Below are 21,270 nucleotides of genomic sequence, written 5' to 3' on the forward strand. Positions count from 1 at the left end.
GAGCATCAGATCGTGAACATCACGGCCGTCAGCAGGAAGTCCAGCGCCAGCACCGCCAGCGAAGCCATCACCACCGTGCGCGTGGTGGCCTGCGAGACGCCCTCGGGCGTGGGCTTGGCCACATAGCCTTGCAGCAGCGCCACGAAAGTGACCGTGACGCCGAACACGATGCTCTTGATGAGGCCATTGCCGAGATCGGCAAAAATATCCACGCCATCCTGCATCTGGCTCCAGAACGCGCCCTGGTCCACGCCCAGCATGACCACGCCCACCAGCCAGCCGCCGAGAATGCCCACGGCATTGAAGATGATCACCAGCAGCGGCATCACGAACACCCCGGCCCAGAAGCGCGGTGCCAGAATGCGCTGCACCGGATCGACCGCCATCATTTCCATGGCGCTGAGTTGTTCGCCAGCGCGCATCAGGCCGATCTCGGCCGTCAGCGAGGTGCCGGCGCGACCGGCGAACAGGAGCGCGGTGACCACCGGCCCCAGCTCGCGGATCAGGCCCAGCGCCACCACCAGCCCCAACGATTCGGCCGAGCCATAGCGCTGCAGGATGTAATGTCCCTGCAGGCTGAGCACGAAGCCCACGAACAGGCCCGAGACGGCGATGATGCTCAGCGAGCGGTTGCCGAGGAAGAACACCTGGTCGACCACCAGCCGCAGGCGTGCCAGCGCCGCCAGACCCGGTACCCACAGACGCGCGAACAGGCGCGCGGCAAAGCCCCAGTCGGCCGCCAGCCGGCGCACGGAAAAACCGATTTCGGACGGGTTCCACCACTTCATCGCGGACCTCCTTGCGGGCCGAAATCCTGCTCCAGGCTCGGCCCCGGGTATTGGAAACGCACCGGCCCATCAATGTCTCCATCGACGAACTGCCGCACCAGCGGGTCCTCGCTGCGCCGCACCTCGTCGGGCGTGCCTTGCACGGCAATGCCGCCATTGGCAAGAATCACCACATGGTCGGCAATGCCGAAGGTGATGTCCAGATCGTGCGAGACCAGCACGCTGGTCAGTCCCAGCGCATCGCCCAGACGGCGGATCAGCCGCGCCGTGGTGCCCAGCGCAATCGGGTCCAGCCCCGCGAACGGCTCGTCATACATCACCAGTTCCGGATCCAGCGCGATGGCCCGCGCCAATGCCACGCGCCGCGCCATGCCGCCGGACATCTCGCCGGGCATCAGGTCGCGCGCGCCGCGCAGGCCGACCGCGTTGAGCTTCATCAGCACCACGTCGCGCAGCAGGCGCTCGGTGAGACGGCTGTGCTCGCGCAGCGGGAACGCCACGTTCTCGAACACGGTCATGTCGGTGAACAGCGCGCCGAACTGGAACAGCATGCCCATGCGCCGGCGCAGCGCATAAAGCCCTTTCTGGTCCTGCACGCCCACATCCACGCCATCGAAGTGGATGCTGCCTGCAGGCGGCATGTTCTGGCCGCTGATGAGGCGCAGGATGGTGGTCTTGCCGCCACCGGAGGCCCCCATGATGGCCGTGAGCTTGCCACGCGGTATGTCGAGCGAGACCCCCGACAGGATCGGCCGCTCACCATAGGAGAAATTGAGATCGCGGATGGTCACCAATACGCCATGGTCGGCCTTGGCGGCGGATGCGACAGTGTCAAGGGGCATAAGCAAGAGGCATGAGAAGTATGCTTGGGCGGCTCGGCCATCGAGCCTGGATCATCGGGGTCGGGGAGCCGGTTGCCTGTGCAACCGGAGCTTGCTTACGTGCGCATCAATCCCAGCGCCCCCTGCCTCACGATCAGTCAGGAACAGGGGCAGGCACCCATGCCACATGGTCTGGGCCTGGGCCATGCCGCGCTGCGACCCTCGCGCCACGCCCACCCTTGGCAGGAGCAAGCGCGCCCTGCCGACGCACGCATCGGGCCAAATGGCGGAAATTGTACCGTAGCCGATGCACGCGCACCGCGCGTGCAAACGCGATCAACAGCAGATGGCTGCGCACGATTTGCGCAGCCATGCTAGAATCCGCAGTCTTTGCAGTTGCTTGCCCTGCAAAGCGCACCAACAGTGCAGAGATTTCCTGATTCAGGTTTGCCACGAGTCCCAGTCGATCCACACAAACCGACTCCTGCGCATCAACCGCGACTGCCCGATTGCCAACCAGCATGAGCGGCAGACTGTTTCTGCCAGCCTTCCGGCAAGTCTCCAAGGGTTGGCCCTCTGCCCGGGATTTCGTATCCCCGCAAGCCAGCCACACCAAGAGCCCAGCGGGCTCACCCTTCGTTTGCAACAACTTTCATCTTTGACTCTCGCGTTCACTTCAGGCCGGTATTCATTTACGCCCTTTGTCAACACCCATCCCCAGGCTGGCTTCATCGCGCGCCTGTCCATCCGCAGCGGCCAAGGCGTTTCCTCGCACGACCGCGTCCTAACCTTCTCCCCCCATTTCGGCACCGAAGCCTCGGCACTGCGCTATGCCTTCGAGCAGGCACGCCTGTGGCTGGGTGCGCGCGCAGGGAGCATTCATTGAGAGCACATCACCATGGCTAAAGAAGAACTCATCGAAATGTCGGGCAAGATCGACGAGGTCCTGCCGGATGCACGCTACCGCGTCACCCTCGACAATGGCCACGAACTCGTTGCCTATACGGGCGGCAAGATGCGCAAGCACCGCATTCGCATCCTCGCGGGCGACAAGGTCACCCTGGAGATGTCTCCCTATGACCTGACCAAGGGCCGCATCACCTTCCGCCACCTGGAGCAGCGCGCCGGTGGCGCGCCGCGCCCGCCCCAACGCAACCGCAGGCGCTGAAGCGTCGCGGGGCCGCGCCCCGCGGCCTGCAACGCCTGATTTCGCCCGGCACCGGCCACCCGCCCAAGCACGCCACCGGCGCCGCTTTGACGGATGTGCCATGTGCCGCCTTCAAGACCCTTCACCCCATGCCGAGCGGCACTCCGCCGCCCGGCCTCTCTACCCCCTGAAAGAATTCAGATGCAACACAAACTCTACGTTGGCAACCTGCCCTACTCCTTCCGCAACGACGATCTGGAGAACCATTTCTCCAGCTTCGGCTCGGTGCAATCGGCCATCGTGCTGTCTGACCGCGACACCGGCCGCTCCAAGGGCTTCGGCTTTGTCGAAATGGGCAGCGCCGAAGAAGCCGCGGCCGCCATCAAGGGCATGAACGGCAAGGAATTCGATGGCCGCGCACTGGTCGTCAATGAAGCCCGCCCGCAGGAAAAGCGCACCTCCGGCTACGGCAACAACCGTTATTGATCGGTGCGCGCGACGTCCAGAGCCGTACCGGCGCTGGACCGACCGCCCCGCCCCTCCCGAAGCGACCCGGCAGATTTGCCCGGTCGCTTTTTTGCGGCTGGGCGCTGGACATGCGCATGGATCGCCCGATGCACCCGATACGCCCGATACGTCCTATGGGTGCATGCGCTCCATGCGGTCAGAATGCCCAACTGGCCGTCACGCCGGCACTCCAGTTGCGCCCTGGCGCGGGTTCGAAGAAGCGGCCGTTGCCGTCATTGACGATGATGGAGCCGGCATAGCGCTTGTCCAGCGCATTGTCCAGGCGCGCAAAGGCACGCCACTCCCATACGCCCATCCGCCACACGTAACCGGCCGAGGCGCCCAGTACCGTGTAGGCCGCCGCTGCATCGCTGTTGACGTCATCGACCTGGATGTCCCCCTGGTGGCGCAGTTCGATGCCGGCCTGCCAGCCCTGCGGCGGCGCCCAGCCCAACGCCGCATAGGCACTCTGGCGCGGCACCCCCGGCAGGCGATTGCCCACCTGCCAAGGGTCCCCCGCCGCCGCCGTGCGGTATTGCGCCTTCAGCCAGGTATAGGCCAGATCGAGGCGCGCATGCGTGGCCAGCGGCTGGCTCCAGGCCAGTTCCAGCCCGCTGCGGCGGGTCTTGCCCGCGTTGCGGAAGCTGCTGCGGCCATTGCGGCTGCCGGCGCTGACGATCTCGTCCTCGGTGTCGGTGCGAAACAGCGCTGCAGTGGCCAGGCCGCCTGAGGCGGCACGCCACTTGGCGCCCACTTCCCAGTTGGTGCTGCGGGCAGGCTGCAGGTCCAGATTCAGCCCCTGGGTCTGGTCGGCACGGTAGGACAGCTCGGTGACGGTCGGCGTCTCGAAGCCCCGGCCGGCCGAGACATACACATTGAGCGCCTCGCTGGCCTGCCAGCGCAGCGCTGCCGAGGGCAGCCAGGCCCGGTAGCGGGCGCTGCCGCTGTCATCGCCATTGGCCAGGTAATGGTCGCGCGAGTCGAAACGCACATGGCTGTGGCGCAGACCCGCATCGAGCGTCCATCGGGGTGCCAGCAGCAGCGAGGCCTGCACATAGGGGTCGAGGTTCCACACGGTGTTGCGCTCGTTGCGGCGCAGGCCGCCCAGCACGCCATACACGGTGTCGCCACCGCTTTGCCGGTAGTTCCCGTAGCCACGCCGATCCTCGCGCAGGCGGTCATAGGCCAACCCCGCCACCAGCAGCACGTCGCGCCCGGCCCACTGCTGCGCACTGGTCAGGCGCAGTTCGGCGCCACCATAGCGCCGCCCCAGGTCGATGACGCCACCGGCATGGCCGGCATTGTTCTGTTGCGGCGCCAGTGGAATCGCCTGGTACTGGCGGGTTTTGCGGTCGCCCAGGTACACCACGGCGCGCAACTGGTTGTCGGCGTCGAGGCGCTTGTCCCACACCAGGCCGGCCTGGCTCTGGTGCACCGTCTTGCGGGTATCGAACTGCTCGGCCACCGCCGCGACGCTGCGCGGATCGGCCTCCATCTGCCCGCGCGAGAGCCCCAGCGGGTCCTGCGCGCTGATGTCGACGTGGTTGGCCACCAACTTGAGCGTGCTGCCATCGGCCAGGCCAATGCCCAGCCTGGCGTTCGCGATGCCGCGTTCGGCCTGGCTGTGCCGGCGATAGCCGTCGGTCTCGAAGCGCGTGGCGCTGAGCACGTAGTCCTGCACCCCCTGAACCACATCGCGCGCGCCCTGTGCCTTCAGGCCAAGGCGACGGGCCCCGTCGCTGCCGAAGGTGGTGCTGACCGACAGCGTGGCGGGCTGGTGCCCCTGCTCGGTCTCCATCTGCAGCACGCCACCGGAAGCGTTGCCATAGAGCGCGGAGAACGGGCCATTGAGCGCCTCGACGCGCCCCAGCGAGGCCAGGTCGATGTTGGACGTCTGGCTCTGCCCATCGGGCATGGTGGCCGGAATGCCGTCCACATAGATGCGGATGCCGCGCACGCCAAAGGTGGAGCGGGCGCCAAAGCCGCGCATGATGATCTGCAGGTCCTGCGCATGGTTCTGGCGGTTCTGTACCTGCAGGCCCGGCACACGCCCCAGCCCTTCGGAGAGATTGACGCCCAGGCCATTGGCGAAAGCCTCGCCGCCAAGCACCTGCACCGAAGCCGGCGCCTCCCAGACCGAGTCGTTCTGGCGTGTCGCGGTCACCGCCACTTCCCCCAGCATGGGCACCTCGGCAAGCGGCTGCGCCGCAGCTGCGGCCATGGTGCACCACACCCCCAACGCCACCGCCGCCGGCCGCCAGGCGGGCACGAACAATCCACCTCGATGGACATGTCGATATTCATGATGGCTCCGGCGCATGCCAATTCCCCCTCTTATCCGGCTGAAAACCGGGGCATTCTTTCACACTGCGGCTGGCCCTACTGAAGGCCCGGACAAGCCCACGCGGGCACTGACTTGCCCAGCCACCGGCGTCATGCCGCCGCCCGGCGTTCATTTCGCATTGCAGCCTCCATTCTTCGCATGACGGAATATGGGCAAATGCCTACAATGTCAGCCGCGCCGGGTCCTCGCGGTGGCCACTATTCGAACAAAGCCGCACCACGCGAACCGGTTTCGCCCATTGGCCAGACCGCCACACCCGATCGAGGCCCGCCGCCCCCTCTTGACCCCCTTGCCAGCAAGCCCGGAGACACCATGCCAGAAGACCAATCCACCGAATCCATCAACAAGCGCGCCTTGCTGCGCGATGCGGCGCTGGAATACCACGAGTTTCCGACCCCCGGCAAGATCTCGGTGGCGCCGACCAAGCAGCTGATGAACCAGTACGACCTCTCGCTGGCCTATTCGCCCGGCGTGGCCGTGCCCTGCGAGGAAATCCAGCGCGACCCGTCCACGGCCGCCCGCTACACCGCCCGCGCCAACCTGGTGGGCGTGATCAGCAACGGCACCGCGGTGCTGGGCCTGGGCGACATCGGCGCGCTGGCCAGCAAGCCGGTGATGGAAGGCAAGGGCGTGCTGTTCAAGAAGTTCTCGGGCATCGACGTGTTCGACATCGAGATCGACGAGAAGGACCCCCAGAAGCTGGTGGACATCATCGCGGCGCTGGAGCCGACCTTCGGCGGCATCAACCTGGAGGACATCAAGGCGCCCGAATGCTTCTACGTCGAGCGCGAACTGCGCAAGCGCATGAAGATCCCGGTGTTCCATGACGACCAGCACGGCACGGCCATCGTCGTTGGCGCGGCCGTCATCGGCGGCCTCAACGTGGTGGGCAAGAAAATCGAGGACGTCAAGCTGGTCGCCTCCGGTGCGGGTGCGGCGGCACTGGCCTGCCTGGGCCTGCTGCTCAAGCTCGGGCTCAAGCGCGAGAACGTCTGGGTCACCGACATCAAGGGCGTGGTCTACGAGGGCCGCACCGAGCTGATGGACGAGATCAAGGCCACCTATGCGCAAAAGACCGACAAGCGCACGCTGGCCGAGGTGATCGAGGGGGCCGACGTGTTCCTGGGCCTGTCGGCCGGTGGCGTGCTCAAGCCCGAGATGGTTGCACGCATGGCCGACCACCCGCTGATTCTGGCGCTGGCCAACCCCACGCCCGAAATCACGCCCGACGAGGTCAAGGCGGTGCGCAGCGATGCCGTGATGGCAACCGGCCGCAGCGACTACCCCAACCAGGTCAACAACGTGCTGTGCTTCCCGTACCTGTTCCGTGGCGCGCTCGACTGCGGCGCCACCTCCATCACCGACGAGATGGAAGTGGCCGCGGTGCATGCCATCGTCGAGCTGGCCCAGGCCGAGCAAAGCGAGGAAGTGGCGCGCGCCTACGTCGGCGAGAAGCTGATGTTCGGCCCCGAGTACCTGATTCCCAAGCCCTTCGATCCGCGCCTGATGATCAAGATTGCGCCGGCCGTGGCCAAGGCGGCCGAGGCCAGCGGCGTGGCCTCGCGCCCGATCGAGGACATGGCGGCCTACGTGCAGCGGCTGCAGAACTTCGTCTACACCTCCGGCACGATGATGAAACCCATCATCCTGGCGGCCAAGTCGGCACCCAACAAGCGCATCGCCTACAGCGAGGGCGAGGAAGAGCGCGTGCTGCGCGCCGCACAGATCGTGGTCGACGAGAAGATCGCCCGCCCGACGCTGATCGGCCGCCCGGCCATCATCGCCCAGCGCATCCAGAAGTTCGGCCTGCGGCTGCAGGAAGGGCGTGACTACGATGTCGTCAACGTCGAGCAGGACGAGCGCTACCACGACTTCTGGAAGACCTACCACCAGATGAGCGAGCGCAAGGGCATCACCGTGTCCATCGCCAAGATCGAGATGCGCCGCCGCCTGGTGCTGATCGGCAGCATGCTGCTGCACAAGGGCTACGTCGATGGCCTGATCACCGGCACCTGGGGCTCCAACCAGATGCACCTGGGCTACATCGACCAGGTCATCGGCAAGAAGCCCGGCGCACGCACCTATGCGGCGATGAACGCGCTGATCCTGCCGGGCCGGCAGGTCTTCCTGGTGGACACGCACGTCAACTACGATCCCACCGCCGAACAGCTCGCCGAGATCACCATCGCCGCGGCCGAGGAAATCCAGCGCTTCGGCCTGCGCCCGCAGGTGGCGCTGCTGTCGCACTCGAGCTTTGGCAGCAGCGACAAGCCCAGCGCCGTGAAGATGCGCGAGACCCTGGCGCTGCTGCAGGAGCAGGCGCCGTGGCTGGAGGTCGACGGCGAAATGCATGGCGACGTGGCGCTCGATGCCGCCGCGCGCAAGGCGCTGCTGCCCAGTACTACGCTGGAGGGCAACGCCAACCTGCTGGTGATGCCCAACATCGATGCCGCCAACATCGCCTACAACCTGCTCAAGACCGCCGCCGGACACAACATCGCCATCGGCCCGATCCTGCTGGGTGCGGCCAAGCCGGTGCATGTGCTCACGCCCAGTACCACGGTGCGCCGCATCGTCAACATGACGGCGCTGGCCGTGGTGGATGCCAATTCGCGCAACGATGCCAGCGCCTGACGCGCCCCGCCTCGGCAGGGGCGGTGCGCTGCGCCGGATCGGCGCTGCCGTGCTGCTCGGCGCAGCGGCCCTGGGCAGCGCCACACCGGCGCTGTCCGCCTGGCCGCTGGCCGCCACCCTTTTGCCGGCCGAGGCCGTGCGCGACCATCGCGCAGGCGGCGCCGCTGGCCGCACCGTCGAGCTGCGGCAGCTGCCGGCGCAGGCCCGCCACACCTACCAGCTCATCCTGCAGGGCGGACCCTTCCCTTACGAGAAGGACGGCAGCATCTTCGGCAATCGCGAGCGCCTGCTGCCTGCCCAGCCGCGCGGCCACTACCGCGAGTACACGGTGCCCACGCCCCGGGCGCGCGACCGCGGCGCGCGACGCATCGTCTGCGGCGGCACCCCACCAACCCGGCCGGCTGCCTGCTACTACACGGCCGACCATTACACGAGTTTCCGGCTGATCGTCGCGCCCACGGCTCAGCCGTGAAAATGGCGCATCCAAAGCGCGGCCAAAACGCATCCACGGCGCCTGCATCGGCCCGATGGCGCCGCCAGCGGCGCGCCTGCAGCACATACCCGACAGACGCATGGCCTATTTGCCATCGGCGCGGATTCTCAGGGACAATCTTCGGCAGACTGGCGCAGCCCCGCGCCACTGCCCTTTGCCGATACGCCATGACCGAACCCATCGCCACGCCATCCTCACCGTCTGACGCCACGTCCCCCGAGATCCGTGAACTGGCCAAGCGCGTGGAAAAACTGGTCCGGCCCAACATCGTGCAATCCATCCGGGCCTATCATCCGGCCGACCTGCAAGCCGTGGCAGCCTGCCTCGGACAGCATTTCCTCTACGCCGACCTGGCCGAAGCCACTACCAAGCAGCGCATCCTCGAGGAAATCGGGCGCCAGTTCATGCTGCCCGCCTACTTTGGCCGCAACCTCGACGCGCTCTACGACTGCCTGACCGACACCATCCTGCACGCCGGGGCGCAGCCGGGCTTCATCGTGGTGCTCGAACACATCCCGATCAGCATCAAGTTCGACAAGGAAATGCGCGAGCAGCTGGTCGACGTATTCCGCGATGCCGCCGATTTCTGGGCCGAGCGCAAGACGCCGTTTCGCTGCTTCTATTCGTTCTACTGAGCCCGCCCCGGCACCTGGCGGCAACACGCACAAGCGGCATGCGCATCACCAGCCGCCGGTGCCCAGGCCGGTGCCGGAGCCGGTCCCGAATTTGGAGTCCAACAGGAAAGCCATGACCGACCGGATCCTGATCGTCGATGACGAGCCCGCCATTGCGGACACCCTCGCCTTTGCACTGCAGCTCGAAGGATTTGCCACCGTCCATGCCAGCCTCGGCGGCGAGGCGCTGCACCTGCTGGGCCTCACGCCCCCATCCGAGCCGGACGCCAACGCATCTGCATTCACGGCCACGCCATCCGCAAGCGCCGAGCCGTTCGCGCTGGTGATCCTCGACGTGGGCCTGCCCGACCTCAACGGCTTCGAGGTCTGCCGCAGCCTGCGCCAGCATTCGGGCATTCCGGTACTGTTCCTGACCGCGCGCAGCGACGAGGTCGACCGCATCGTCGGCCTGGAGATCGGTGCCGACGACTACGTCTCCAAGCCCTTCAGCCCGCGCGAGGTGGCCTCACGGGTGCGTGCCATCCTGCGCCGCAGCCGGGGCCTGCTGGCCACCAGCGGCCCAGCGGCGGCTGCCGCGCCTGCAGCCCTCGCGTCCATGGCGGCAGCACCGGCGCCGCGCCGCTTCCGGCACGATGCCGAAGGCCTGCGCATTGCCTTCCAGGGCCAGTGGCTGAGCCTGACGCGCTACGAATACCTGCTGCTGGCTACGCTGCTCGGGCGGCCCGGCCGCGTGTTCAGCCGCGCGCAGCTGATGGAGCTGGTCTGGACGGACGCCGAGGACAGCCTGGAGCGCACCGTCGACGCCCACATCAAGACCCTGCGCGCCAAGCTGCGCGCCATCGACGAGGCCTGCGAGCCCATCGAGACCCATCGAGGCCTGGGCTACAGCATCCGCGCCACGGCGGATGCCGATCCTTCCATGAGCCGATGATGACCCGATGAGCGGCGAACACCGGAAGCGGCATCCATGAACATCGCCATCCGCCTCTTCATCGGCTATTTCCTGATCGTCGGGCTGGCGGCCTGGTTCGTGCTCGGTTTCTTCAGCCGCGAGGTCGAGCCCGGCGTGCGCCAGGGCACCGAAGACACGCTGGTCGATGCCGCCAACCTGCTCGCCGAGATACTCGCGCCGCAGATCGCCGCCGGCGGACTCGAGCACAGCACGCTGGTGCGCGCCGTCGCCGCAGCGCAAGTGCGCCAGCCGGCAGCCAACATCCACGGCAACGCCAAAGACAGCATCGACCTGCGCCTCTACATCACCGACGCGCAGGGCATCGTGCGTTTCGACTCCGAATTCAAGGATGTCGGCCGCGACTACAGCCGCTGGCGCGACGTGCTGCTGGCGCTGCGCGGCGAATATGGCGCGCGCAGCACCCGCGAAGACCCGGCCAGCGACCGCAGTTCGGTCATGTACGTGGCCGCCCCCGTCATCCACCAGGGCGCGCTGGTGGGCGTGCTGGCGCTGGGCAAGCCGATGCGCAGCGTCGAGATGTACGCCGACACGGCACGGCGGCGCGTACGCGAGCTGGGCTTCATCATGCTGCTGGCCTCGGCCGGCATCGGCCTGTTGTTCACCTGGTGGCTGACCCACTCGCTCAACCAGCTGCGCAACTATGCCCGCGCGGTGGCAGAGGGCGACAAGGTCCGCCCGCCCATCGGCGGTGGCCGCCAGCTCTCGGAGCTGGCGCGGGCGCTCGAGCACATGCGCGAGAAGCTCGACGGCAAGCAATACGTCGAGCAATACGTGCAAAGCCTCACGCACGAGATGAAAAGCCCGCTGACAGCCATCCGCGGCGCCGCCGAGCTGCTGCCCGAGGCGCCCGCCGCCGAGCAGCAGCGCTTCACCGGCCACATCCTCGAGCAGACCGAGCGGCTGCAGCGCATCATCGACCGGCTGCTGGCACTCGCGCGCGTCGAGCAATTGCAGGCACCCGCATCCATGAGTGCCAACACCACGCGGGCCCTGGTCGAAGCCGTGCTGGCGTCGCGCCAGACCCGCATCGATACCCGCCGCATCCAGGTCTCGGTGCAGGAGCATGGCGCCATGGCACTGACCGTGCATGGCGACCAGTTCCTGCTGCAGCAGGCGCTGGGCAATGTGCTCGACAACGCCCTCGACTTCACGCCACCGGGCGGGCGCATCGACATCCACATCGAGCCCGCGGCCAGCCCCGCAGGTGGCCGCCGCCAGCGCATCCGCATCCGCGACCATGGCAGCGGCGTGCCGCCGTATGCGCTGCCCCACCTCTTCGAGCGCTTCTACTCGCTGCCGCGCCCCGACACGGGCCGCAAGAGCACCGGGCTGGGCCTGGCCTTCGTGCGCGAGGTCGCGCGCATCCATGGCGGCACGGTGCAGATCGCCAACGCCACGGAAGGCGGTACCGGTGCCGAGGTCTGCCTCGTGCTGCCATTGGGCGCGGCCCCGCCGCACTAGGAACCATCCACCTCCAACCGCCAAGACCCATGCCCGATCCCGCCCTTTGCACCGAAGCCGACATCCGGAAACTGGTGCACCAGTTCTATGCCCGCGTGCGCGCCGACGCGCGCCTGGGCCCCATCTTCGATGCGCACATCGACGACTGGCCGGCCCATCTGCAACGCCTGTGCGATTTCTGGTCCAGCATCCTGCGCGGCTCGGGCCGCTTCACCGGCGCACCCATGCCCAAGCACATCGCGCTGCCGGATCTGGACGCGGCGCTGTTCGAGCACTGGCTGCAGCTTTTTCACGCCACCACCGCCGAGCAGGCCAACCAGGCCATGGCGCGCCAGGCCGACGCGGCGGCGCAGCGCATCGCGCAAAGCCTGTGGCTGGGCTACCAGAGCAGCCGTCGGGGCGGCAAGCCCGATGGCGCGCAGCGCCAGGCCATGCTGGCCCCGTTGCAGCTGCCCGCAACGATGAAGGCGGCGCCGTGAATCGGATCAGGGTTTGAGCCAGCGCGCAAACGCCCACCACTGGGCGCGCAGCAGGTAGTAATAGGCCAGCATCGCCGCGCCCTGGGCGAGCGACTGGCCGCGGGCGGCATCGGCGTCCACCCACCCCTGTTGCCCAGCCCATGCCGCCAGGCCATAGGCTGCCGCTGCCAGGCCGTGCCCCCAGGGCATCAGCACCCGGCGACGCCAGGCATCCGCCAGGCCATGCATGCCGGCACGCCACAGCAGCCAGACCATCAGCGCCAGCACGGCCAGCACCGCAATGGCCAGCAGCGGCACGGCAGCCTGCAACGGCAGTGCCGCGCCATCGAACTGCGGCCCCAGCCGGGGGGCGACCGCCAGCGGCGGCAGCCATACCGCGCCCCAGCGCAGCTCGCAGCCCAGCAGCAGCAACCAGCCCAGCGCCACCGTCCACCAGAGCCGGCGCTGGGCATGGACGCGCCGCCGCCAGGCCATGCCCAGCGAAACCAACACCGCCAGTATCGCCACCAGGTTCTGCCCCATCTCGAAGAAGCCGTTCTCCCAGCCCACGCGCACCGGCAGACGCCGGCACAACACATACAGCACCGGCACGAACACCAGTGCGGTGATTAGTTGCACGCTCTGCATGATGGTGCTGGCACGCGCCTGTGCGGGATCGACGATGCTCATGGCCTGAATGCTCCCCGGCCTGCCACAGCAGCACCGAATGTGAATGCAAAAGGCCGCCATTGTACGAAGCCCGCACCGGCCAGGCGGAACCCTGCGACATCGGCGACAATGTAACCAAGATCTACAAATCGCCTGCCCGACAGGTCCACGATCATGACCACCGAAATCCATTTCGAGGGACGCTGCGTCCACCCGCAAGCCGGCGAGACAGTGCTCGACGCGCTGCTGCGCGTGGGCATCGACACGCCGTTCTCGTGCAAGGGCGGCTCCTGCCACACCTGCATGCTGCACTGCACCGACGGTCCCATTCCCGAAAAAGCCCAGCGCGGCCTGTCCGAGCGGCTGCGGCAGTTGGGCTACTTCCTGCCCTGCCGCTGCGTGACCGAACACAGCCTGCGTATCGAGCCCCGGCAGGCCAAGGACATGGTCACCCGCTGCATGCTGGTCGAAGTCGATGGGCATGCCAGCGGCTCGCTGCGCATCCAGTTCGAACCAATGACCGCGCTGGACTATCGCATGGGCCAGAGCCTGCGCCTGGTGGACGGCAGCGCCCCGGAACAGGAGCCGCTGCTGATGCTCACCAGCGACCCGGCAACCAGCCCCGTGGCCGAAGCACGCTGGGTGCTGCAAGCCGGCCAGACCGTGCCCGACAGCCTGGCGCCCAGCGCCGAGTTCGGCCTGGAATTCGAGGTGCGCGGCCCCTTCAATCTCGATTACCAGGACCTGCCCGAGCAGCGTCCCGCGCCGCCGGCCGACCCGGCGCTCTGGCAAGCGCTCGAGGATGGCCGCAAGGCCCGGGCCATCCTCGACGCCTTCTACGCCAAGGTCTACGCGGACACCCTGCTGGCACCCTTCTTCGCCGGCGTCACGGCCGAGCGCGCCGCCAGCAAGCAATACAACTTCCTTCAGCAATTGATGACCGGCGAGAAGGTTTACTGGGGTGAGAGCCCGCGCAACACGCACCACTGGATGGTGATCCCGCACAGCCTGTTCGACCACCGCCAGGCCCTGATGATCGAGACGCTGCGCGAGCATGGGCTGGATGATGGCCAGATCGCGCGCTGGACGCGCTTCGAGGAGTACTTCCGCGCCGACATCGTCAAGGACCATGAATGGCCCAAGAAGATCGGCGACCAGATCTATTCCACCGAAGGCTTCGAGCGCGAGACCCTGCTGGAAGCCACGCTGTGCGACCAGTGCGGCGCCGAGGTGTCAGCCGGCACCGAAGTGCTCTACCACCGCCGCACCGGGCTCATCAGCTGCCCGCGCTGCGCCGGTCACTGAGAACCTGTTCACGATCCTTTCGTGGGCCATGCCGCAAAGCCGCGCGAATCAAAGCCCGACGCAGATCAGCACGGCCGCCAACGCCACCAGCGCCATGCCCCAGCGTTCGGTGCGGCGCAGCGATTCGTGCAGGATGCGGCGCGAGACCAGATAGCCGAACAACACCTCCACCATGCCCAGCGCCCGCACCGCGCCAGCCGTCTGCATCGCATAGGCACTGAACCACAACAGCGAAGCCAGCGCCCCCATGCTGCCGGCCAGCAGCGAGACGCGCCAGCTGCGCAGCGTCGCCATGAAGCCCGTGCGGTCACTCCAGAACAGCCAGCCGCCCAGCAGCAGCGACTGCAGGGCCTGCGCCAGCGTCACGCCCCAGGCTCCCGAAAGCCAGGGGCTGGCCGCATCCAGCGCCACCGCGCCAGCGCGAAAACCCAGTGTCGCCAGCGCGAAGCAGGCGCCGCACAGCAGGCCATAGAGTGAAGAGCGGCTCAGCCAATGACTCCAATGCCAGTGCTGGCGATCGGCCGGCATCGACAGCAGCCCCACGCCCAAGGTCGCCAACAGCGCCCCTGCCAGTTGCAGCGGCGTCGGCAGTTCCGCCAGCACGATGCTGGCAAACAGCACCACCTGCAGCACTTCCGTCTTCGAGAGTGTCACTGCCACGGCGAAATTGCCGCTTTGCATGGCCAGCAGCAACGCCGCCGTCGCGCCGACCTGGAACAAGGCGCCAAAGGCGATCCAGCCCACGTAGGTCCAGCTGAAATTCGGCCAGGCCGGCGCCTGTTCCGGCAGCACGTAGAGCAGCAGCAGAAAGAGCGCGGCAAATGGCAGGCCATAGAGAAAGCGCACGAGCGTCGCCGGCCAGGTGCCAAGGCCGTTGCTGAGCGAGCGCTGCGCCGTATTGCGCACCGTCTGCGCCGCCGCGGCCAGCAGCACGACGGGAATCCACAAATCGGTTTCGGACATGGAGGTCATTCGATCGGCTTGCCGCCAAGCCGACATGGTGAGAAGGGCCACCCATGGTAGTGCCAGATTGCGAGCCCCGCCCACGCAATGCGCGAGTGCAGGCCCAGGCATTGGCGGCGGCCCGCAGGCCTGCCGTCAAACGTCGATATTGGCGGCCTGCAGCGCGTTGGTCTCGATGAACTCGCGGCGCGGCTCGACCTCGTCGCCCATCAGCATTGTGAAGACCTGGTCGGCCGCGATCACGTCCTGGATCTGCACACGCAGCAGGCGCCGCACTTCAGGGTCCATGGTGGTCTCCCACAACTGCTCGGCGTTCATTTCGCCCAGCCCCTTGTAGCGCTGGCGGCTGGTGGTGCGTTCGGCCTCGCCCAACAGCCACTGCATGGCCTGGTGGAAGGTCTTGACGGCCACTTCCTTCATGCGCTCGCCCTCGCCGCGCTGCACCTTGGCGCCCTCGCCCAGCATGCCGTTGAAGGCAGTGGCGGCGGCGGACAGGGCCTGGTAGTCGGCGCCCCTGGCGAAATCCAGCGGGATCAGGCTGCTCTTGATGTTGCCGTGGTGGCGACGGCTGATGCGCCAGACCAGCTTCTCGGTACGAGGGTCCTGCACGGCCTCGACCGTGGCAGGCTCGGTCACGTGCGGATTGTCGTTGAGGCGTCGCTGCAGTTCAGCGGCGGTGCGCTGCATGTCTTCGAGCGTGTCGGTGTGCAGGTGCACGCCATCGGCGATCAATTGCAGTGCCTCGCCGTCCATCCACAGCGAGAGGCGGTCGATGGTCGATTGCGCCTTCTGGTAAATGGTCGCCAGCTTCGCGAGTTCTTCGCCCGCCAGCGGCTCGGCGCCTTCGCGCACATGCAGGCGCGCGTCCTTGAGCGCGATGCGAGTGAGAAACTGGTTGAGCGCCGGCGTGTCCTTGAGGTAGAGCTCCTCCTTGCCGGCCTTGACCTTGTAGAGCGGCGGCTGAGCGATATAGATGTGTCCGCGCTCGACCAGCTCGGGCATCTGCCGGTAGAAGAAAGTCAGGAGCAGCGTGCGGATGTGCGCGCCGTCCACATCGGCATCGGTCATGATGATGATGCGGTGGTAGCGCAGCTTGGCCACGTCGAAATCGTCCGCGCCGCTGGTCTTGCCGTCCTCGCTGGCCCCACTGCGGCCGATGCCGGTGCCCAGCGCCGTGATCAGCGTGAGGATTTCATTGCTCGAGAGCAGCTTCTCGTAACGGGCCTTCTCGACGTTGAGGATCTTGCCGCGCAGCGGCAGGATGGCCTGGAACTTGCGGTCGCGCCCCTGCTTGGCCGAGCCGCCGGCGGAATCCCCCTCGACGATGTAGATTTCGCACAGCGCCGGGTCCTTCTCCTGGCAATCGGCGAGCTTGCCGGGCAGGCCCATGCCGTCGAGCACGCCCTTGCGGCGCGTGAGTTCGCGCGCCTTGCGGGCCGCCTCGCGGGCCTTGGCGGCTTCGACGATCTTGCTGCAGATCATCTTGGCATCCTGGGGTTTCTCCAGCAAGTAGTCGGTCAGCGTCTTGGCCACGATGTCCTCGACCGGCGCGCGCACCTCGCTGGAGACCAGCTTGTCCTTGGTCTGGCTGCTGAATTTCGGCTCGGGCACCTTGACCGAGAGTACGCAGCACAGGCCTTCGCGCATGTCCTCGCCGCTGATCTCGACCTTGTCTTTCTTGGCCAGGCCGTTTTCCTCGATGTACTTGTTGATGACGCGCGTCATCGCCGCGCGCAGCCCGGTCAGGTGGGTGCCGCCATCGCGCTGCGGGATGTTGTTGGTGAAGCACAGCACGGTCTCGTTGTAGCTGCTGGTCCACTGCATGGCCACTTCCACGCCGATCTCGGTGCCGGGAATGCCGCCATAGGTGTCGGCCGGGCGGCTGCCGGCGGCATAGAAGGTGGTGGGATGCAGCACCTGCTTGCCCTTGCTGACGAACTCGACGAAGCCCTGCACGCCGCCGCTGCCGGCGAAGTCGTCCTCCTGGCCGGTGCGCTCGTCGAGCAGGCGGATGCGCACGCCGTTGTTGAGGAAGCTCAGTTCGCGCAGCCGCTTGGCCAGGATCTCGTAGTGGAACTCGCTGTTCTGCGTGAAGATCTCGGTATCGGGCAGGAACTGCACGCGGGTGCCGCGCCGCTCGGTCTCGCCGACGACACGCATGGGCGAGACCTCCACGCCATCGACCACTTCGACCTGGCGGTCCTGCAGCTTGCCGCGCGAGAAGTTCAGTTCGTAGATCTTGCCCTCACGGCAGACCTGCACGTTCAGCCATTGGGAGAGCGCATTGACGCAGGAAACCCCCACGCCGTGCAAGCCACCGGAGACCTTGTAGCTGTTCTGGTTGAACTTGCCGCCGGCGTGCAGCTCGGTCAGCGCGATCTCGGTGGCCGAGCGCTTGGGCTCGTGCTTGTCGTCGAGCTTGACGGCGGTCGGGATGCCGCGGCCGTTGTCGATGACGCTCAGCGAGCCATCGGCATGGATGGTGATGAGGATGTCGTCGCAGTAGCCCGCCAGCGCCTCGTCGATGGAGTTGTCCACCACTTCGAACACCAGGTGGTGCAGGCCGGTGCCGTCCGAGGTGTCGCCGATGTACATGCCCGGACGCTTGCGCACCGCCTCCAGCCCCTCGAGGATCTGGATGGAACCCGCGCCATAATCGCCCGCCGCCCCGCCCGCCGGGGCCGGTGCATGGGACGTGCCTGGCTGCTCGGGCTGCTGGGCTTGGGTGGATTCGCTCATTGGTGTTTCTTTCTCTCGGGATGCGCGGCGCCAGCGCGGCACCTGCATGGCGGCCGCTGCCGCCCCAAATGGCTGCGGCACCGGCTGGCGGTGCCGCAGAAAGACTCGCGCCTAACTCTCACAAGTGGCGGCAAAGCATGAAAAATCAATCGATGGCATCGTCATGGCGGGCTTGGCCGGCGACGCTGCTGCGGCAGCGCACCGGCCCTGGCGCTCAAAGCGACTTCATATCCGCATCGGCATCACGACGTACTTGAAGCCCGGCTCGCCCGGCACGGTCACCAGCACCGAACTGCTGCCATCCTCGAAGGCGATGCTGACCATGTCCTCGGAGATGTTCGAGAGCACATCCAGCAGGTAGGTGACGTTGAAGCCGGACTCGACCTTGGGGCCGCCGTAGTCGATTTCCAGCTCGTCCTGGGCCTCTTCCTGCTCGGCGTTGGCCGAACTGATGCGCAGCACACCCGGCTCGAAGTTCAGGCGCACGCCCTTGAACTTGTCGGTGGTCATGATGGTCATGCGCTGCAGGCTGGCCTGCAGGGCCTGGCGGCCCAGCGTCACCACATTGGAATAGCCGACCGGGATCACCCGGTTGTAGTCGGGGAACTTGCCCTCGACCAGCTTGGTGACGAATTCCAGCCCGTTGAAGCTGAGCTTGGCCTGGTTGTTGGCGAACTGGATCTGGATCAGCGCCGGCTCGGCCTTGTCGTCGCCATCCTTGCTGTCGCGCAGCAGGCGCTGCAGCTCCAGCACCGTCTTGCGCGGCAGGATCACCTCCTGCTTGGGCACGTCGACCTCCAGCGTGGCACTGGCAAAGGCCAGGCGGTGCCCGTCGGTGGCTACCAGGCTGAGGGTGCGGCCTTCGGCAACGAACAGGATGCCGTTGAGGTAGTAGCGGATGTCCTGCACCGCCATCGCAAAAGCGACCTGGCCGAGCAGGTGCTTGAGCACGCTTTGCGGCACCGAGAAGGCCGGCCCGAAGCTGGGCGACTCCTGCACCAGCGGGAAATCATTGGCCGGCAGGGACTGCAGCGTGAAGCGGCTCTTGCCGCCCTTGAGGACGAAGCGGTCCTGCGAGGATTCCAGCGTCACCGCCTGGTCGCCCGAGAAGGTGCGCAGGATCTCGATGAGCTTGCGCGCGCCGATGGTGGTGGCGAAGTCGGCGGCCGAATCACCGCCCAGGTCGGCGCTGGTGCGGATCTGGATCTCCAGGTCGCTGGTGGTCAGCTGCAGGGTGCCACCACTCTTGCGCAGCAGCACATTGGCCAGGATGGGCAGCGTGTGCCGACGCTCGACGATGCCCGCGATCGACTGCAGAACAGAAAGGACCTTCTCCTGAGGGGCTTTGAACACAATCACCTTGACTCTCCAATTTCTCTGTTTGCGGGACGCGTCCCAACGCGGCTGGCCAAGGCGCCACAGGCACTGTGCCGTCCAGGCTCAAAAGCTGCTATTTTCGCTGAAAAAAAACAAATTGCCACCAAGCTGCGCTGGCACCCGCGGCGCCCCCGGACAAGCCGGACGCAAAGCCGCGCCAGCGGCGCTGCAAGTCGGTGCCGGCTCATCGCTTGAGGGTCTGCTCCAGCACATGCAGTTGCTGGTTCAGTTCGGTGTTGGTGCCGCGCTCTTGGCCAATCTTGCGCACCGCGTGCAGCACCGTCGTGTGGTCGCGCCCGCCGAACAGCTCGCCGATCTCGGGCAGGCTTTTCTGCGTCAGCTCCTTCGAGAGGTACATGGCAATCTGGCGCGGCCTGGCGATGCTGGCCGGTCGCTTCTTGCTGTACATGTCGGCGACCTTGATCTTGTAGAAATCGGCCACCGTCTTCTGGATGTTCTCGACACTGATCTGGCGGTTCTGGATCGACAGCAGGTCGCGCAGCGCCTCGCGCGCGACCGGAATCGACACCTCCTTGTTGTTGAAGCGCGCATAGGCAAGCACCTTGCGCAGCGCGCCCTCGAGTTCGCGCACGTTCGAGCGCACGTTCTTGGCGACGAAGAAGGCGACGTCCTCGGAAAGCGTGGTGCCCTCGCTGCGAGCCTTGTTGATCAGGATCGCCACGCGCATCTCCAGCTCGGGCGGCTCGATGGCCACCGTCAGGCCCGCATCGAAGCGCGAGACCAGACGCTCGTGGATGTCGGTCAATCCCTTGGGATAGGTGTCGCTGGTCATGACGATGTGCGACTTCTTCGACAGCAGTGCCTCGAAGGCGTTGAAGAATTCCTCCTGCGTACGCTCCTTGCCGGCGATGAACTGCACGTCGTCGATCAGCAGCAGGTCCAGCGAGTGATAGCGCAGTTTGAATTCGTCGAAGGTCTTGCGCTGGTAGGACTTGACCACGTCCGTGACGAACTGCTCGGCATGGATGTAGAGCACCTTGGCCTCGGGCCGATCGGCCAGCATCTGGTTGCCCACCGCATGCATCAAGTGGGTCTTGCCCAGGCCCACGCCACCGTAGATGAACAGCGGGTTGTAGAGCTGGCCGGGCTGGTGCGCCACGTGCAACGCGGCGGCACGCGCCATGCGGTTGGCCGCCCCTTCGATCAGCGTCTCGAAGGTCAGGGCCGGGTTCAGGCGCGTGGGCATGGGCGCCGGCGCAGCGCTGGCAGCGCGCGGCGCCTCGCCAGCGGCGTGACCCGGTCCCTGGCCGGGCCGTCCCTGACCTTGCGACTCGTTGGCCAGCGCGGCCATGGCCGCCTCGGCGGTGGCCGCCCAGTCCTCCACCGCAGGCAGGATCTGTTGCACGGGCTGGGCCACTGCCGCACGGGACATGACCGGCCGCACCCTGGCCAGCGCAGCAGCGGCTGCCGCCGCACCACTGCTGGCGCCATGGTCACTGCGCGCCACGCGCGGAATCAGACTGAGCTCCACCATCAGCTCGCGGCCACTGATCTCGCGCAGCAATTGCGTGATGCGGTGCACGTAACGCGAGCGGATGTAATCGAGCGCAATGCGGTTGGGCACCTGCAGGCTGACCCGGTCGGCCTCCGGCGCTACCTGGACCCGCATCGGCTTGAGCCAGGCGCCGAACTGCTGCGGCGGCACTTCCAGCGCCAGACGCTCCAGGCAGTCCTGCCACCATCCCTGCTCCGTGTGCTCAGTCACAAGTCCTACTTCCATTTCGATACCCAACCTGGCCGCGGCAAGCGGCATACGGCAAACGCGCTCCAGGTATTCATCCGGGCTCCGCTGCGAACACCCAAATGGCCCTGGATCGGCCTGCCAGACAAAGCGGCTCATTATAGGCCGCCACCACCACAGCGCCGAAGTTATCCACAGGCCGCACTGCTTTGCTGCGGGAGCGCCGCCGGGCCGAGCGGCGCCTGCGCCAAGCA

18 protein-coding genes are annotated in these 21,270 nt (G+C 66.8%); 10 read left to right on the forward strand and 8 right to left on the reverse strand.

The window, feature by feature from the left end; translation table 11 throughout:
• Positions 1 to 5: 5 nt before the first annotated feature.
• Both mlaE and EV687_RS07690 read right to left on the reverse strand, forming a co-directional pair.
• The gene (gene mlaE, locus EV687_RS07685) at positions 6 to 788 is read right to left on the reverse strand and encodes a lipid asymmetry maintenance ABC transporter permease subunit MlaE (RefSeq protein WP_122230934.1); all 783 of its coding nucleotides are present in this window, start codon (positions 786 to 788) and stop codon (positions 6 to 8) included.
• On the reverse strand, positions 785 to 1,630 hold the full coding sequence (locus EV687_RS07690) for an ABC transporter ATP-binding protein (protein ID WP_122230936.1): 846 nt from the start codon (positions 1,628 to 1,630) through the stop codon (positions 785 to 787). Before EV687_RS07690 ends, mlaE begins: the two co-directional genes overlap by 4 nt.
• 286 nt (positions 1,631 to 1,916) lie before the next feature.
• Between EV687_RS07690 and EV687_RS07695 the strand changes: the two genes are divergently transcribed.
• The 3 genes from EV687_RS07695 (at position 1,917) to EV687_RS07705 (ending at position 3,242) form a co-directional block, all read left to right on the forward strand.
• Positions 1,917 to 2,495, forward strand: a complete 579-nt coding sequence (locus EV687_RS07695) for a hypothetical protein (RefSeq protein ID WP_147474995.1) — start codon at positions 1,917 to 1,919, stop codon at positions 2,493 to 2,495.
• A gap of 12 nt (positions 2,496 to 2,507) precedes the next feature.
• Complete coding sequence (infA, locus tag EV687_RS07700) at positions 2,508 to 2,777, forward strand: translation initiation factor IF-1 (protein ID WP_122230940.1); 270 nt, start codon at positions 2,508 to 2,510, stop codon at positions 2,775 to 2,777.
• Between the two features lie 180 nt (positions 2,778 to 2,957).
• Entirely contained in the window at positions 2,958 to 3,242 is a 285-nt protein-coding gene (locus tag EV687_RS07705; RefSeq protein ID WP_122230942.1) for an RNA recognition motif domain-containing protein, read from the forward strand.
• A gap of 178 nt (positions 3,243 to 3,420) precedes the next feature.
• On the opposite strand, the gene EV687_RS07710 is transcribed toward EV687_RS07705, so the two are convergent.
• Entirely contained in the window at positions 3,421 to 5,484 is a 2,064-nt protein-coding gene (locus EV687_RS07710; protein ID WP_122231224.1) for a TonB-dependent receptor, read from the reverse strand.
• Between the two features lie 435 nt (positions 5,485 to 5,919).
• Between EV687_RS07710 and EV687_RS07715 the strand changes: the two genes are divergently transcribed.
• From EV687_RS07715 to EV687_RS07740, 6 genes are all read left to right on the forward strand, one after another.
• Positions 5,920 to 8,241: an NADP-dependent malic enzyme gene (locus tag EV687_RS07715; RefSeq protein ID WP_122230944.1), complete on the forward strand. Its 2,322-nt coding sequence runs from the start codon at positions 5,920 to 5,922 to the stop codon at positions 8,239 to 8,241.
• Positions 8,228 to 8,713: a guanyl-specific ribonuclease gene (locus tag EV687_RS07720; RefSeq protein ID WP_122230946.1), complete on the forward strand. Its 486-nt coding sequence runs from the start codon at positions 8,228 to 8,230 to the stop codon at positions 8,711 to 8,713. The genes EV687_RS07715 and EV687_RS07720 overlap by 14 nt, the downstream gene beginning before the upstream one ends.
• Before the next feature lie 188 nt (positions 8,714 to 8,901).
• A complete protein-coding gene (locus tag EV687_RS07725) occupies positions 8,902 to 9,369 on the forward strand; it encodes a barstar family protein (RefSeq protein ID WP_122230948.1) in 468 nt (155 codons plus the stop codon).
• A 112-nt stretch (positions 9,370 to 9,481) separates the two neighbouring features.
• The gene (gene creB, locus EV687_RS07730; protein ID WP_122230950.1) at positions 9,482 to 10,300 is read left to right on the forward strand and encodes a two-component system response regulator CreB; all 819 of its coding nucleotides are present in this window, start codon (positions 9,482 to 9,484) and stop codon (positions 10,298 to 10,300) included.
• A 36-nt stretch (positions 10,301 to 10,336) separates the two neighbouring features.
• Positions 10,337 to 11,803, forward strand: a complete 1,467-nt coding sequence (creC, locus tag EV687_RS07735; RefSeq protein ID WP_122230952.1) for a two-component system sensor histidine kinase CreC — start codon at positions 10,337 to 10,339, stop codon at positions 11,801 to 11,803.
• 29 nt (positions 11,804 to 11,832) lie between these two features.
• Entirely contained in the window at positions 11,833 to 12,282 is a 450-nt protein-coding gene (locus EV687_RS07740; protein WP_122230954.1) for a group III truncated hemoglobin, read from the forward strand.
• Between the two features lie 6 nt (positions 12,283 to 12,288).
• On the opposite strand, the gene EV687_RS07745 is transcribed toward EV687_RS07740, so the two are convergent.
• Positions 12,289 to 12,951: a hypothetical protein gene (locus EV687_RS07745; RefSeq protein WP_122230956.1), complete on the reverse strand. Its 663-nt coding sequence runs from the start codon at positions 12,949 to 12,951 to the stop codon at positions 12,289 to 12,291.
• A gap of 153 nt (positions 12,952 to 13,104) precedes the next feature.
• Between EV687_RS07745 and EV687_RS07750 the strand changes: the two genes are divergently transcribed.
• The gene (locus EV687_RS07750; RefSeq protein ID WP_122230958.1) at positions 13,105 to 14,235 is read left to right on the forward strand and encodes a 2Fe-2S iron-sulfur cluster-binding protein; all 1,131 of its coding nucleotides are present in this window, start codon (positions 13,105 to 13,107) and stop codon (positions 14,233 to 14,235) included.
• Between the two features lie 48 nt (positions 14,236 to 14,283).
• Here EV687_RS07750 and EV687_RS07755 read toward each other — a convergent pair whose 3' ends face one another.
• From EV687_RS07755 to dnaA, 4 genes are all read right to left on the reverse strand, one after another.
• Entirely contained in the window at positions 14,284 to 15,207 is a 924-nt protein-coding gene (locus EV687_RS07755; protein WP_122230960.1) for a DMT family transporter, read from the reverse strand.
• 126 nt (positions 15,208 to 15,333) lie between these two features.
• Entirely contained in the window at positions 15,334 to 17,937 is a 2,604-nt protein-coding gene (gene gyrB / locus EV687_RS07760) for a DNA topoisomerase (ATP-hydrolyzing) subunit B (RefSeq protein ID WP_122230962.1), read from the reverse strand.
• A gap of 225 nt (positions 17,938 to 18,162) precedes the next feature.
• Positions 18,163 to 19,296, reverse strand: coding sequence for a DNA polymerase III subunit beta (gene dnaN, locus EV687_RS07765; RefSeq protein ID WP_122230964.1), 1,134 nt, complete (start codon positions 19,294 to 19,296; stop codon positions 18,163 to 18,165).
• Positions 19,297 to 19,498: 202 nt separating this feature from the next.
• Positions 19,499 to 21,040 carry a chromosomal replication initiator protein DnaA gene (gene dnaA / locus EV687_RS07770; RefSeq protein ID WP_242612536.1) on the reverse strand — a complete coding sequence of 514 codons (1,542 nt, stop codon included), beginning with the start codon at positions 21,038 to 21,040 and terminating at the stop codon, positions 19,499 to 19,501.
• Positions 21,041 to 21,270 lie beyond the last annotated feature (230 nt).

The sequence above is a fragment of the Corticibacter populi genome (assembly GCF_004217315.1).
Lineage (GTDB): Bacteria > Pseudomonadota > Gammaproteobacteria > Burkholderiales > Burkholderiaceae_C > Lampropedia > Lampropedia populi.

What these genes read in the sequence shown, in the direction of transcription:
- mlaE (WP_122230934.1), bottom strand. Translation starts at nt 788, where the DNA reads ATGAAGTGGTGGAACCCGTCCGAAATCGGTTTTTCCGTGCGCCGGCTG.
- EV687_RS07690 (WP_122230936.1), bottom strand. Translation starts at nt 1,630, where the DNA reads ATGCCCCTTGACACTGTCGCATCCGCCGCCAAGGCCGACCATGGCGTA.
- EV687_RS07695 (WP_147474995.1), top strand. Translation starts at nt 1,917, where the DNA reads ATGCACGCGCACCGCGCGTGCAAACGCGATCAACAGCAGATGGCTGCG.
- infA (WP_122230940.1), top strand. Translation starts at nt 2,508, where the DNA reads ATGGCTAAAGAAGAACTCATCGAAATGTCGGGCAAGATCGACGAGGTC.
- EV687_RS07705 (WP_122230942.1), top strand. Translation starts at nt 2,958, where the DNA reads ATGCAACACAAACTCTACGTTGGCAACCTGCCCTACTCCTTCCGCAAC.
- EV687_RS07710 (WP_122231224.1), bottom strand. Translation starts at nt 5,484, where the DNA reads ATGGCCGCAGCTGCGGCGCAGCCGCTTGCCGAGGTGCCCATGCTGGGG.
- EV687_RS07715 (WP_122230944.1), top strand. Translation starts at nt 5,920, where the DNA reads ATGCCAGAAGACCAATCCACCGAATCCATCAACAAGCGCGCCTTGCTG.
- EV687_RS07720 (WP_122230946.1), top strand. Translation starts at nt 8,228, where the DNA reads ATGCCAGCGCCTGACGCGCCCCGCCTCGGCAGGGGCGGTGCGCTGCGC.
- EV687_RS07725 (WP_122230948.1), top strand. Translation starts at nt 8,902, where the DNA reads ATGACCGAACCCATCGCCACGCCATCCTCACCGTCTGACGCCACGTCC.
- creB (WP_122230950.1), top strand. Translation starts at nt 9,482, where the DNA reads ATGACCGACCGGATCCTGATCGTCGATGACGAGCCCGCCATTGCGGAC.
- creC (WP_122230952.1), top strand. Translation starts at nt 10,337, where the DNA reads ATGAACATCGCCATCCGCCTCTTCATCGGCTATTTCCTGATCGTCGGG.
- EV687_RS07740 (WP_122230954.1), top strand. Translation starts at nt 11,833, where the DNA reads ATGCCCGATCCCGCCCTTTGCACCGAAGCCGACATCCGGAAACTGGTG.
- EV687_RS07745 (WP_122230956.1), bottom strand. Translation starts at nt 12,951, where the DNA reads ATGAGCATCGTCGATCCCGCACAGGCGCGTGCCAGCACCATCATGCAG.
- EV687_RS07750 (WP_122230958.1), top strand. Translation starts at nt 13,105, where the DNA reads ATGACCACCGAAATCCATTTCGAGGGACGCTGCGTCCACCCGCAAGCC.
- EV687_RS07755 (WP_122230960.1), bottom strand. Translation starts at nt 15,207, where the DNA reads ATGACCTCCATGTCCGAAACCGATTTGTGGATTCCCGTCGTGCTGCTG.
- gyrB (WP_122230962.1), bottom strand. Translation starts at nt 17,937, where the DNA reads ATGAGCGAATCCACCCAAGCCCAGCAGCCCGAGCAGCCAGGCACGTCC.